The 12,355-nt window shown below is 64.4% G+C and carries 14 protein-coding genes; 8 read left to right on the top strand and 6 right to left on the bottom strand.

Annotation, left to right across the window (positions count from 1 at the left end):
- The first annotated feature begins 33 nt into the window (after window positions 1–33).
- Both F3H95_RS02305 and F3H95_RS02310 read left to right on the top strand, forming a co-directional pair.
- Window positions 34–771 (top strand): DUF3750 domain-containing protein, encoded by a 738-nt coding sequence (locus F3H95_RS02305; protein ID WP_149744784.1) that lies wholly within the window; start codon window positions 34–36, stop codon window positions 769–771.
- A gap of 680 nt (window positions 772–1,451) precedes the next feature.
- Window positions 1,452–1,982 (top strand): hypothetical protein, encoded by a 531-nt coding sequence (locus F3H95_RS02310; RefSeq protein ID WP_149744785.1) that lies wholly within the window; start codon window positions 1,452–1,454, stop codon window positions 1,980–1,982.
- 50 nt (window positions 1,983–2,032) lie between these two features.
- On the opposite strand, the gene F3H95_RS02315 is transcribed toward F3H95_RS02310, so the two are convergent.
- Together F3H95_RS02315 and F3H95_RS02320 are read right to left on the bottom strand one after the other, a co-directional pair.
- The gene (locus tag F3H95_RS02315) at window positions 2,033–3,046 is read right to left on the bottom strand and encodes an NAD(P)H-quinone oxidoreductase (protein ID WP_149744786.1); all 1,014 of its coding nucleotides are present in this window, start codon (window positions 3,044–3,046) and stop codon (window positions 2,033–2,035) included.
- A gap of 160 nt (window positions 3,047–3,206) precedes the next feature.
- Window positions 3,207–5,015, bottom strand: a complete 1,809-nt coding sequence (locus F3H95_RS02320; RefSeq protein WP_149744787.1) for a bifunctional diguanylate cyclase/phosphodiesterase — start codon at window positions 5,013–5,015, stop codon at window positions 3,207–3,209.
- A gap of 284 nt (window positions 5,016–5,299) precedes the next feature.
- Here F3H95_RS02320 and betI point away from each other — a divergent pair, with 284 nt between their 5' ends.
- Together betI and betB are read left to right on the top strand one after the other, a co-directional pair.
- Complete coding sequence (gene betI / locus F3H95_RS02325) at window positions 5,300–5,902, top strand: transcriptional regulator BetI (RefSeq protein ID WP_149744788.1); 603 nt, start codon at window positions 5,300–5,302, stop codon at window positions 5,900–5,902.
- 115 nt (window positions 5,903–6,017) lie between these two features.
- Entirely contained in the window at window positions 6,018–7,481 is a 1,464-nt protein-coding gene (betB, locus tag F3H95_RS02330; protein ID WP_149744789.1) for a betaine-aldehyde dehydrogenase, read from the top strand.
- 202 nt (window positions 7,482–7,683) lie between these two features.
- On the opposite strand, the gene F3H95_RS02335 is transcribed toward betB, so the two are convergent.
- Together F3H95_RS02335 and F3H95_RS02340 are read right to left on the bottom strand one after the other, a co-directional pair.
- Window positions 7,684–8,034, bottom strand: coding sequence for a helix-turn-helix transcriptional regulator (locus tag F3H95_RS02335; protein ID WP_149744790.1), 351 nt, complete (start codon window positions 8,032–8,034; stop codon window positions 7,684–7,686).
- Between the two features lie 6 nt (window positions 8,035–8,040).
- Window positions 8,041–8,286, bottom strand: a complete 246-nt coding sequence (locus F3H95_RS02340) for a cytotoxic translational repressor of toxin-antitoxin stability system (protein WP_149744791.1) — start codon at window positions 8,284–8,286, stop codon at window positions 8,041–8,043.
- Between the two features lie 109 nt (window positions 8,287–8,395).
- On the opposite strand from F3H95_RS02340, the gene betA reads away from it, so the two are divergent.
- Window positions 8,396–10,051, top strand: a complete 1,656-nt coding sequence (gene betA, locus F3H95_RS02345; RefSeq protein ID WP_149744792.1) for a choline dehydrogenase — start codon at window positions 8,396–8,398, stop codon at window positions 10,049–10,051.
- A gap of 7 nt (window positions 10,052–10,058) precedes the next feature.
- On the opposite strand, the gene F3H95_RS02350 is transcribed toward betA, so the two are convergent.
- Together F3H95_RS02350 and F3H95_RS02355 are read right to left on the bottom strand one after the other, a co-directional pair.
- Window positions 10,059–10,424 (bottom strand): type II toxin-antitoxin system VapC family toxin, encoded by a 366-nt coding sequence (locus tag F3H95_RS02350; protein WP_149744793.1) that lies wholly within the window; start codon window positions 10,422–10,424, stop codon window positions 10,059–10,061.
- On the bottom strand, window positions 10,418–10,639 hold the full coding sequence (locus F3H95_RS02355) for a CopG family transcriptional regulator (RefSeq protein ID WP_143127875.1): 222 nt from the start codon (window positions 10,637–10,639) through the stop codon (window positions 10,418–10,420). Before F3H95_RS02355 ends, F3H95_RS02350 begins: the two co-directional genes overlap by 7 nt.
- Window positions 10,640–10,764: 125 nt before the next feature.
- Between F3H95_RS02355 and F3H95_RS02360 the strand changes: the two genes are divergently transcribed.
- Genes F3H95_RS02360 through F3H95_RS02370 form a run of 3 tightly spaced genes read left to right on the top strand, consistent with a single transcriptional unit; the run spans window position 10,765 to window position 12,352 of the window.
- The gene (locus F3H95_RS02360; RefSeq protein ID WP_149744794.1) at window positions 10,765–11,466 is read left to right on the top strand and encodes an RNA polymerase sigma factor; all 702 of its coding nucleotides are present in this window, start codon (window positions 10,765–10,767) and stop codon (window positions 11,464–11,466) included.
- On the top strand, window positions 11,463–11,906 hold the full coding sequence (locus F3H95_RS27040) for a hypothetical protein (protein WP_188134272.1): 444 nt from the start codon (window positions 11,463–11,465) through the stop codon (window positions 11,904–11,906). Before F3H95_RS02360 ends, F3H95_RS27040 begins: the two co-directional genes overlap by 4 nt.
- Window positions 11,903–12,352 carry a periplasmic heavy metal sensor gene (locus F3H95_RS02370; protein WP_149744796.1) on the top strand — a complete coding sequence of 150 codons (450 nt, stop codon included), beginning with the start codon at window positions 11,903–11,905 and terminating at the stop codon, window positions 12,350–12,352. The genes F3H95_RS27040 and F3H95_RS02370 overlap by 4 nt, the downstream gene beginning before the upstream one ends.
- Window positions 12,353–12,355: the final 3 nt, after the last annotated feature.

A 12,355-nucleotide genomic window follows, 5' to 3' on the forward strand; every position in this document is an offset into this window, starting at 1 on the left:
AGCACGGGCCAAGCGAAGCGGGCAACAACCGGAATGACACTGCTGAAACGACTGCTGACGGCGTTTTTCCTGCTCTACCTCGCCCCCACCTTCGCCGCCGCCGGCTGGTGGGCGCTGCAGGACAGGCCCGCCCGCTGGAGCGAGGCCAACTGGGGCTCCTCCAGCCTGCTGCCACGCCCGCAAGAGAGCAAGGACGCTGCCGTCTACGTGTTGTCCGCCAAGACCGGCGGGCTGAAGGGGGCGGTGGCGAGCCATGCCTGGATCGTCACCAAGGCAAAGGGCGCCGCCTCCTATCAGCGCTATGACAAGGTGGGCTGGGGTTCTCCCATTCGGCGCAACCACCGGCCGGCCGATACCTACTGGTACTCCAATGCGCCGGAACTGGTGGCCTCCGTCACGGGGCCCGAAGCCGAACGGCTGATCCCGCAGGTCGAGGCGGCGATTGCTGCCTATCCCTACGCCCAACCGGGTGATTACCGCATCTGGCCGGGGCCGAATTCCAACACCTTCGTCGCCTTCGTGCTGCGCCGCGTGCCGGATCTCGGCGCCGTGCTGCCGCCGCATGCCGTGGGCCGCGATTTTCTGCCGGAAGGGCCATTCCTCGTGATCGACCCGGACGGACGCGACGTGCACCTGACGCTTGCCGGCCTGATCGGGCTCTCCGCCGGCTGGCGCAGCGGGCTGGAGGTGCATGTTCTGGGCCTCGTCGCCGGGCTGGATCTCGCCCGCCCCGGCCTCAAGATCCCGGCCATCGGCCGCATCGGGATATAGCCCTCGCCCGATATGCGCCCCAAACAGAAAAAGGGCCGCTTGCGCGACCCTTTCCATGAGTTCGGTTCGGAATGCGAACCGGGACCTTGCGGTGGAAGATCCCTGAGGAGGTGCGGTCAGGCCGAGGGCTGCCCCGTCATGACCAAAACCTTTCCCATGTCCGCCTTGCAAACCGCAATCTCATTAGACATCGGATCACCTCCTTCCGTTTCGTTGAACATGAGGAGAAGGTAGGCGCGAGGCCGCCGATCTTCAAGCCACGTTGTGTAACAGCGGCATGTGATTGCGTGAAAGCATCCGCTCCGAAGGCGCAAGGGCGGCAACCCTGCCGCGCGCCGGAGCGGGCCGGCACCGCAATCCACCCCGCCCGAGAGGGCTGCACGCCAATCCCATAGGCATCACGCCACAGCCGCATCGTGCGGTGCGGTCACCCATTCGTCGAGGACAGCGTGCCCCCCCAGGTTGCGCCGAGGAGCCCCTCGAAAAGACGCGGGCCCGCTGCCTGCCGGGTTTCGATTGCCTCTGACGGCCGGAGGCGGACGCGCAATCCGGCCATTCTAGCAAATGCATTTTTAAGATGCATTATTATAATTTACTCTACCTTAAGTATATTTTGTGGCGCGACGAGAAAATTAGCGCTATGGTTGCATTGTTCTTCGATAACGCAGGGAGGAATTGCAATGAAGAGCAAATATTTCGGCATGCTGGTCTCGGTCGCCGCGGCACTCGGACCTCTGACACCCGTTCAGGCACAGGAATTGAAGCTGTCGGCGCTGCCGCCGCAGGACTTCGCCTTCTGCCTGAACAGCGACGCCACCATCGTCATCTCGGCGACGGCGGCCAATGAAACCGGGGTTGTGGTGACAAACGTCGGCAATGCGCTGACCAATCAGAGCGGTACGATCACCATTGCCGCCAACAACTTCTACGGGAAGGGTGCCGGCGGCGCCTGGAAGTCGGATATGGGCCAGTTCCAGCTGCCCGGCGGCAGTTGCTACAACGTCTCGATGATGAACAAGACCACGGCACCCAACCCGTCGACCCCGTGGACCTGCGCATCGACCAGCGGGACCCCCTCGCAGGCCGGCGCGACGATCACCGGCGTGGTGACGACGCAAACGCAGATCGCGCCGATCGCATCGGCCTATATTCTGGCCGGCGTCAGCTCGACGCTGAACAATGCGAAGGTGATGAATTGCCCGCCCGGCTAATGCCTCAGAGCATGGGGGCCGGGCCTCGCGCCCGGCCACTCCCCGCCGGATCAGCGAAGCGTCAGCACGATCTTGCCGATATGGCTGGAGCTTTCCATCAGCCGGTGCGCCTCCACCACCTGATCGAAGGGCAGCACGGTGTGGATGACGGGCGCCACGCGGCCAGCCTCCAGCAGCGGCCAGACCTGGGTGGCGAGATCGTCGCGGATGGCGCGCTTTTCTTCCGCCGTGCGCGGGCGCATGGTCGAGCCGGTCACCGTGAGGCGCTTGACCATGATCGGTGACAGATTGACCTTTTCCGCCACGGCACCGCCGAGGAAGGCGATGATCGACAGGCAGCCGTCCTTGGCCAGTACGGAGAGGTTCTTTTCGAAATAGGCGGCGCCGATCATGTCGAGCACCACATCGACCCCCTGCCCTCCGGTCGCCTCCTTGAGGACGGCGACGAAATCCTCGGTCTTGTAATTGATGGCGCGCAGAGCCCCCAGCCCTTCGCAGGCGGCGCATTTGTCCGCCGAGCCGGCGGTGGTGTAGACGGTGGCGCCGAATGCGCGCGCCAGCTGGATCGCGGTGGTGCCGATGCCCGACGTGCCGCCATGGATCAGGACACTCTCGCCTTCCGTTAGCCCTGCCATCTGGAAGAGGTTCGCCCAGACGGTGAAGAAGGTTTCCGGCAGGGCCGCCGCCCGCACGGCATCATAACCCTTGGGAAAGGGCAGCGCCTGGCCGGCGGGCAGCAGGCAGTACTGCGCATAACCGCCGCCGTTGGCGAGGCCGCAGACCTGGTCGCCGACGGCGAAATCGGTGACGCCCTCGCCGAGCGCCACCACCTCGCCCGCCACTTCCAGGCCGAGAATGGGGCTCGCCTCCTTCGGCGGCGGATAGCTGCCCTGCCGCTGCGCCACATCCGGCCGGTTGACGCCGGCCGCTGACACGCGCACCAGGATCTCGCCGGGGCGCGGCTGCGGCACCGGGCCGGTGGCGAAGGTCATCACCTCGGGCGCGCCGAAGCTTTGCAGATCGACATGGCGCATGGAGACGGGAAGCGGAGCGGACAGAGGCATGGGCTGTTCCTTTCGTTCGGTTCCCCGATGTAGGACCCGACACCGCACTTGAAAAGGTGACGCGCTGCCGCAAGCGACAGCGCGTCCGCGCCCGCGCTATTTTTCGCTCCAACGCATCCGGACAGGAGAGGCCGGCGCGCACGAGGGCTGAGTGGCTGTCTCAGGCGGAATGTGCCTGAAAACTGCTGAACACCAGCCCGCTCTCGCAATCCTTGGCCTGCGCCTTCACGCCGGCAATCGCCGCACTGATGCGGTTGACATCATCGAGCAGCAGGCCTTCGGGCAGTTCGAGAACGGCAATCGAGCAGCGCAGCAGCGGAAAATCCCGTTCCCGCCCGTTGCGGTCATGGCCGCGGATGATGCCGGCCGCCCGGTCTTCCGGCGAATAAAGTTCCACCACATCGTCGTGGAAATCGGAGAGCAGCCGCTCCAGGATCTCGTTCAGTTCCTCGCGTGTCCAGTCGCTCAAGCCGATGAAGAAATCGTCGCCGCCGACATGGCCGAGGAAATGGCCTTCCGAGAAGAAATAGCGCCGCATCAGCGCGGCAAACAGCGAGATGGCGTGATCGCCCATCTGGAAGCCGTAATGGTCGTTGAACGGCTTGAAGTGGTCGAAGTCGCAATAGCAGAAGAAGCGCGTCTGGTCGTCGTTGCGGCCCACCTCGTGCATGAAGTCGCGGATGGCGCGGTTGCCGGGCAGGCCTGTCAGCGGGTTCTGGTCCTGCGCCACCTTCAGCTGCTTCTCGTTGATGACCTTGATCAGCGAGGCGGCCGAGACGACACCGGCATAGCGCATGTTTTCCGTCAGGATCACGCAGTCGCTGCCATCCATGTTGGCAAAGATGTTCATCAGCCGCTCGGCATTGGCATCGAGGCCGACGATCGGCGCGCCTTCCACGAAATGCGAGATGGCGCGCTCGTAGATCTTGTTCTTCAGGAGGTCGCGGCCGAAGGGGCGGTAGATATATTCCTTGAGGTGATGTTCGCTGATGATGCCGCGCGGTTCGCCATTGGCGTTCAGCACCGGGAAGAAGGACTGGCGCGGATTGCTGCGGAACAGTTCGAACACGGTATCGACGCTTTCGTGCTCGTAGACGGTCGGCAGCATCTCGATCTGCTTGCGGATCAGGATCTCGTCGAGCGACTGGCTGGCGCGGCGGCCACGGCCGAGATCGACGAGATGCGGAAAGGCCGATTGCAGCTCGCTGGTGAAGATGGTGGGCCGGGCGATGAACCAGCCCTGCACGAGATCCACCCCGCATTCGCGGCAGGCCAGGCATTCCGGTTCCGTTTCCACCCCTTCGGCAATCACGCGGATGCCGAGCACATGCGCGATGTTGACGATGTTGCGCACCAGATGCCGCTTGCGCGGGCTCTCCTCCAGGCCGGCGATGAAATGCCGGTCGATCTTCAGGTAATCCACCGGGAAATCGCAGAGCAGCTTGATCTCGGCATGGCCGACGCCGAAATCATCGATGGCGAGCTTGAAGCCGGCCTTGCGCATCTTGGTGATGAGGCCGGCAAATTCCGGCACGCTGGTGTTGTCGATGCGCTCGGACAGCTCGAAGCAGATGGAGGATGGCGGAATGCCGGCCTTGCGCAGATGCGCCACCAGCTTGTCCACCACCTGCTCGCCCTGCGGAATCAGCCGGCCATCCAGATTGATGAACAGCGTGTTGGAAGCGAAATCCGGCAGCGTCGCGAACTTGGCAAGCGCACGCGACGCCAGCATCTGTTCCAGCGCCAGCAGCTGTTCGGCCCCGGCGGCGGTATCGAGAAGATGCAGCGGCGAGGCAAAGCCCAGCCGCTCATGGCCCCGCATCAGCGTTTCGTAACCGAAGGCACGCCCCGTCGACAGTTCGACGATCGGCTGGAAGGCGGTTTCCAGAACGAGCTTCGACAGGGGCAGCAATTGGTCGTCGGCGTAGCGTCTCAAGATACCCGTTTCCAGCGTCGCAGCGCTCGACATGGTCTTCTCCGGTGTGTGAGCTCAAACGAAAAACACGACAGATGCTCACACCATAGCGGTCAATGATCGGTTTCCACCCTGTGACGCTTGCGTGAAAGTTTTTTGACAGTGCGCAATTCCCCTGTGCACAGGCGTTCAACACAGCGTGTGGCACATGGGAAACACGGGGGCCACAGTCAGCCCATCACCGGCGTCCTCCGTCGCAGCAAGGCCGGAGCATGGCGCAGTTTTTTCTTGATTGACCAGTCAATCAAAAATAATCTGGCAAATGTCAGGAGATCAGAATGCCGAAGCTTGGAATGGAACCGGTGCGCCGCAAGGCGCTGGTGGACGCGGCGCTGCGCACCATCGGCAGCCAGGGATCGCTCGACGTGACGATGTCGGAGATTGCCCGCGAGGCCGGCGTTTCGGCAGCGCTTGCCCATCATTATTTCGGCAGCAAGCAGCAATTGCTGCTGGCCACGATCCGCGCGCTGCTGGCCCAGTTGCGGGCCGATGCGGTGGCGGCGCTTGCGGCAGCCGAGACGCCGCGGGCGCGCATTTCCGCCGTCATCCGCGTCTCCTTCCAGGCCGACCAGTTCGCGCCCGACGTGGTGGCCGCCTGGCTTGCCTTCTATTCCGAGGCACAGCGTTCGGAGGAAGTGCGCCGCCTGCTGGTGCTCTATGCGCGCAGGCTGCATTCCAACCTGCTCTCCGGCCTTCGGCCGCTCTGCCCGGCGCCGCTTGCAAAACAGATCGCCGATGGCGCCGCAGCCCTCATCGACGGCCTCTACATTCGCCAGTCGCTGAAGGCGGCACCGCTGTCCATCGATGCCTCTGTCACACTGGTGGAGGACTATGTGGCCGGACAGTTGAACCGACAGCACGGCCGCACCCCGTCCCGCTGAGCGGGATGCGGCGAAGGCACTGCCGCACTTCAGCATCGGATGCGGAGCACATGCCGGCAACAAGGATCCGACCGAAACACGAATGACCGAACGGCAGACCGTCAGGAGACAGGACATGAAAGCCCAGCCCCCCGCCTCGCATTTCATCGACGGCGCCTATGTGGAAGACACGGCCGGCACGGTGATCGAAAGCCTCTATCCCGCCACCGGCGAGGTGATTGCCCGCCTGCATGCGGCAACGCCTGCCATCGTGGAACAGGCAATCGCTTCTGCCAAACGTGCGCAGAAGGAATGGGCGGCGCTCTCGCCGACCGCCCGTGGCCGCGTGCTGAAAAAGGCGGCCGAGATCATCCGCGAGCGCAACCGCGAACTCTCCGAACTGGAGACGCTCGATACCGGCAAGCCGATCCAGGAAACCATCGTGGCCGACCCGACCTCCGGCGCCGATGCCTTCGAATTCTTCGGTGGCATTGCCGCGACCGCCCTCAACGGTTCGCACATTCCGCTGGGGTCCGACTGGGCCTATACCAAGCGCGTGCCGCTCGGCGTCTGCGTCGGCATCGGCGCCTGGAACTATCCGCAGCAGATCGCCTGCTGGAAGGGAGCACCGGCACTCGCCGCCGGCAATGCCATGATCTTCAAGCCCTCGGAAGTCACCCCGCTCGGCGCGCTGAAGATCGCCGAGATCCTGATCGAGGCCGGCGCGCCGAAGGGGCTCTACAACGTGATCCAGGGCGACCGGGAGACCGGGCCGCTGCTCGTCAACCACCCTGACGTCGCCAAGGTGTCGCTGACCGGCTCCGTGCCGACAGGCCGCAAGGTGGCCGCCGCCGCCGCCGGCCAGCTGAAGCATGTGACGATGGAACTCGGCGGCAAGTCGCCGCTCATCGTGTTCGACGATGCAGATCTCGACAGCGCCATTTCCGGCGCCATGCTCGGCAATTTCTATTCCACCGGCCAGGTCTGCTCGAACGGCACCCGTGTTTTCGTGCACAAGGCGATCAAGGAACAGTTCCTCACCCGCGCCAAGGCCCGCACGGAGGCGATCGTGATCGGCGATCCGCAGGACGAGGCAACCCAGATGGGACCGCTCGTCTCCTTCGCCCAGCGGGAAAAGGTGCTGGCCTACACGGAAAAGGGCAAGGCCGAAGGCGCACGTCTGGTGACCGGCGGCGGCATTCCCAACACCGCCTCCGGCGAAGGCTATTTCGTGCAGCCAACCATCTTTGCCGACGTGACCGATGACATGACCATCGCGCGGGAAGAGATTTTCGGCCCGGTGATGTGCGTGCTGGACTTCGAGGACGAGAGCGAGGTGATCGCCCGCGCCAATGCCACCGAATTTGGCCTCGCCGGCGGCGTCTTCACCGCCGACCTTACCCGCGCCCACCGGGTGGTGGACCAGCTGGAGGCCGGCACGCTGTGGATCAACACCTACAATCTCTGCCCCGTGGAAATCCCCTTCGGCGGCTCTAAGCAATCCGGCTTCGGGCGTGAAAATTCGGCGGAAGCACTCTCGCATTATTCCGAGCTGAAGACAGTCTATGTCGGCATGGGCAAGTGCGAGGCGCCGTATTGAGGCCTCACCGCTTCGTCCTCCTGTTAGAGACGAAGCCATGGCGGCAATGGTCACCTCAACCGGCAGGGCAGAGCGGATAGCCTCAGGTGCGACATCCCATGGAAAAGCGATCATGAACCCGGCAGATTCCGACATCACCGCTCCCGGCTCTGCCTTGCTTTCTGGCAGAGAACCGTCGTGCCGCGGCTGGATCGACCCTTGCTCAGAGCACGATATCGTCGAGATCGACCTTCAGTGCGGTTGCGATGCGCTTGAGCACATCGACGGAACCGGTCTTCTTGCCGCTTTCGATTTCCGACAGGTATGGCTGGGAGATGCCGGCGGCGGCGGCAAGATCGGATACGGTCATCTTGCGGTAGGTGCGAAAAACACGAACCGGGTTTTCCCCATTGGCGCGCGCTTCAACAATGTCCAGCGGCCAGACCTCCTGCCCGGCGGCGATCTCGGCGAGAACGGCGCTGGCTTCGAGACCATCGACCAGATCCTCGTAGTCTTCTTCGCTCAGCAAAACATAGGCCTTGCCGTCGATTTCGATTTTCTGAATGCGCCCCATCGCTTCTCACTCCTTGTAGATGCTGCCACGCGGGCCAGCGGCTACGACCAGGACGATCCGCCCCTGATCATCGATAATCACCCGGTCGTCGCCCACTCTGATGCGCCAGAGCTCCAAGCCCTTCAGCTTTTTGATATCGACACGCTCACCCCCGGCATAAGCCTTCACCTTGGCAATGATCGCCAGCCGCCGTGTGGGTTGCATGCTTTGCAATGCCTTGTCGGCACGCTGAGACACCACGACTTCCTTCATTTGGCCACCGCAGCTCTGAGCGATATTCCCACATCAATCTATAGCTTAGAGCGATGCTTTTGTCACTGCAGTCCTGCGCACCTCCTTCACTGAACACTGGACTTTTCCAATGACCCATCAGGCAGATTTCGTCATCATCGGTTCCGGCTCGGCCGGCTCGGCCATGGCCTGGCGCCTGTCGGAGGATGGCCGGCACAGCGTCATCGTGCTGGAGTTCGGCGGCTCGGATATCGGACCCTTCGTGCAGATGCCGGCGGCCCTTGCCTATCCCATGAACATGGAGCGCTACAACTGGGGTTACCTTTCGGAACCCGAACCGCATCTCAACCATCGCCGGATGATTGCGCCGCGCGGCAAGGTGATCGGCGGCTCCTCCTCGATCAACGGCATGGTTTATGTGCGCGGCCATGCGGAGGATTTCAACCGATGGGAGGAACTCGGCGCCACCGGCTGGGCCTATGCGGACGTGCTGCCCTATTTCAAGCGCATGGAGCATGCGCATGGCGGCGAAGAGGGCTGGCGCGGCACGGACGGCCCCCTGCATGTGCGGCGCGGCGCGGTGAAGAACCCGCTCTACAAGGCCTTCATCGAGGCGGGCCGGCAGGCCGGTTTCCCGGTCACGGAGGATTACAACGGACGCCAGCAGGAAGGTTTTGGCCTGATGGAGCAGACGAGCTGGCAGGGCCGTCGCTGGTCCGCCGCCAATGCCTATCTGAAGCCGGCGCTGAAGCGCGACAATTGCCGGCTGATCCGCTGCTATGCGCGCCGCGTGGTGTTCGAGGGGCTGAAAGCCATCGGCGTGGAAGTCGAGATCGGTGGCAGGATCGAGGTGATCCGCGCGAACCGCGAGGTGATCGTCGCGGCTTCCGCCTTCAACTCGCCCAAAATCCTGATGCTGTCCGGCATCGGCCAGGCGGCGCATCTGAACGAGATGGGCATCCCGGTTGTGGCGGACCGGCCGGGCGTCGGCCAGAACCTGCAGGACCACCTGGAATATTACCACCAGTTCCGCGCCTCACAGCCGATTACCCTGCATTCCCGCAACAACTGGTTCTGGAAGGGCGTTGTGGGGGCCGAGTGGCTGTTCTTCAAGACGGGGCTTGGCACCTCCAACCAGTTCGAGGCGGCCGCCTTCATCCGCTCCAGCGCCGGCGTGAAATGGCCTGATATCCAGTATCACTTCCTGCCGATCGCCGTCTCCTATGACGGCAAGTCGGCGGCCGACGGTCACGGCTTCCAGGCGCATGTCGGCTACAACATGTCGAAATCGCGCGGCGCCGTCACGCTGCGTTCGCCGGATGTGAAGGATGCGCCGGTGCTGCGCTTCAACTACATGAGCGATCCGGAAGACTGGGTGAAATTCCGCCATGCGGTGCGCGTCACCCGCGAAATCTTCGCCCAACCCGCCTTCGCCCCCTATATGGGCGGCGAGATCGCGCCGGGGCCGAAGGTACAGTCGGACGAGGAGATCGATGCCTTCCTGCGCGAGCATCTGGAGGGCGCCTATCATCCCTGCGGGACATGCAGGATGGGTCGCGAGAGCGACCCGATGGCCGTGGTCGATCCGACGACCCGGGTGATCGGCGTGGAGGGCCTGCGCGTCGCAGACTCCTCGATTTTCCCGCATGTGACCTACGGCAACCTCAACGGCCCCTCGATCATGACCGGAGAAAAGGCCGCCGACCACATTCTCGGCCGCCAGCCCCTGCCCCGCAGCAATCAGGAGCCGTGGATCAATCCGAACTGGCAGGTCAGCGACCGGTAGAACGCCCTCAACGCCGATAGGGAACGCGAATGCCGGGATCCGTCTCCGGCAGGTCCTTCACGTCGCGTGTGACGAGCAGGTGGTCGTGCACCCGGGCGCTTGCCCAGACGATGGCATCCGGCAGCTTGAGGCGGTATGACCGCCGAAGGTCGACAGCCTGCTCGGCAACCTGGTGATCGATCCCGATCAGATGGAAACCGGACAGGAAGTCGCGGGTGGCCTCGCGATGCTGTTCGACCGCGCCGACCATGACCTCCATCCACGAGATCATGCTGATCGACCGGTGCCGGTAGAGATCGATCTCGGCGGCGGCCGCCGCAACACCGTTCAGGTAGTCGATCAGAATATTCGTGTCGAACAGCGCCTTCACCATTCCTCCCGCAGCGACCGTTGGTAGGCCACGCCATCCACCTCACGATCCGAGCCGGCCCAGAGACCGAAGGCGGTTTCCATGCGCGGCTTTTCACGCCGCTGCAGAAGGTCTGCGACCGCTTCACGAATGAGCGCGCTGCGCGATACGTTCTCTTCCCGCGCCAGCCGATCCAGCGCGGCAACCGCCTTGTCTTCCAGATCGATGAGAGTGCGCATGGGATCTCCGCCATATATCATATAGATATATATCATATCGCTCTGACCTCACGCAATCGTCAGAAGCAGGGGCAACAATCCTCAGGACCACCGACGGAAATTTGCCAGTCTTGCGTTGAAAGGGCATGATCCGAGGCAAAGGATGGACGAAACGCGCGCATGCCGGCCCGCAGCCATTTGACACAGCCCCCGCCCCGCTTCTCTCCGGAGGGGGGCGGGAAAACCGGTCGGCCGGGTGCACAGCGCCCCGGCCGGGCTTTTCGTGCGCCCGCATGACACAGGATCCCGATGCAGATCTCGTGCGGCGCGTGGCGGCCGGGGAACCGGCGGCGATGCGCGCCATGGTGGCAACCAAGCTGCCAAGGCTGCTGGCGCTTGCCACCCGCATGCTCGGCGACCGGGCAGAGGCGGAGGATGTGGCGCAGGAAACCTTCCTGCGCATCTGGAAGCATGCCGGCACCTGGCGGCAGGGACGGGCGAAGTTCGATACCTGGACGCACCGGGTGGCGCTCAATCTCTGTCACGACCGGTTGCGCCGCAAACGCGAGGTGAGCATGGCCGAGCCGCCGGATCTCACCGACACAGCGCCGCTGCCGGATGCGGGACTTGGCGCGGAAGAGGCCGGACGGCTGCGGGTCGAGCGCGCCCTGCAGGCGATTGCGCCGCGGCAACGCGAAGCGATCATCCTGGTCTATTATCAGGAGATGTCGAATATCGAGGCGGCCGCGGTCATGCAGGTGAGCGTGGATGCGCTGGAAAGCCTGCTTGCCCGCGGGCGGCGCGCCCTGCAGCAGATGCTCGTCCAGGACGAGGAAGGTGAAGCATGAGGACAGACGCACGCACACCGGAGATGGATCAGGCGGCCTTTGCCGCGCTGGTGGAAACCTATGGCGCCGATCCGAAGCGCTGGCCGGAGAAACGCCGGGCGGCGGCCCTCGCCTTTGCCGAAACGCCGGACGGGGCGGAAAGCCTGCGGCGGGCGGCGCGCCTCGATGCCGCCCTCGACCTCGCTCACCCGCCGATGCCGGCGGCAGCGCTCGCGGGACGCATTCTCGCCGGGGCCGAACAGCGCGTCACCTTCGCCATCCGGCTGCGACGCTTCCTTGTCGGCGCCGGCCTCGTCGGCCTCGGCCTTGCCGGCGGGCTGACCGGGGCGGCAACGGTTGCCGTGGTGCTGCCGGGCCACGGCCTGCCGGGCCGCGAGATCGCCAGCGGCGAAACCGCCTTCGGCGCCATCGACAGCGATTTGATACGGGAAACACCATGACGGATACGGGCTTCCGCCGGCTGGCGATCGGCCTTCTGCTGGCCAACACCTTTCTGCTTTCGGCCCTGCTGGGGGGCGGCATCTTCTACCTCTACCACACGGATGCGCCGCCGCCCGGCCGTCTGCCGCTTGCCGGCGAACAGCTGCCGTCGAAGACGCGCGGCGATTTCCAGAAGGCGCTCGCCGATGCCCGCCGCGATGTGCGCACAACGGCGCTTCAGGCCCGGCAGGCCCGCGTCGAGGCGGCGGCCCTGCTCGGCAAGCCGGATCTCGATGCGGAAGCCCTGGCCGATGCGCTGGAACAGGCGCGCGATGCAGAAACCGCCGTCCGGGCCGCCCTGGAGAAGCGGGCGGTGGATTTCGTTGCAACGCTTTCCCTCGACGAGCGCCGCCGGCTGGCGGACGGGCTGATCGGCCGTGAGGCGCCGAAGCCTGCCACGAAATGACCT

Origin of the sequence: Rhizobium sp. RU35A, from assembly GCF_900156005.1 — a bacterium.
In the GTDB taxonomy this organism is placed as follows: Bacteria; Pseudomonadota; Alphaproteobacteria; order Rhizobiales; family Rhizobiaceae; genus Neorhizobium; species Neorhizobium straminoryzae.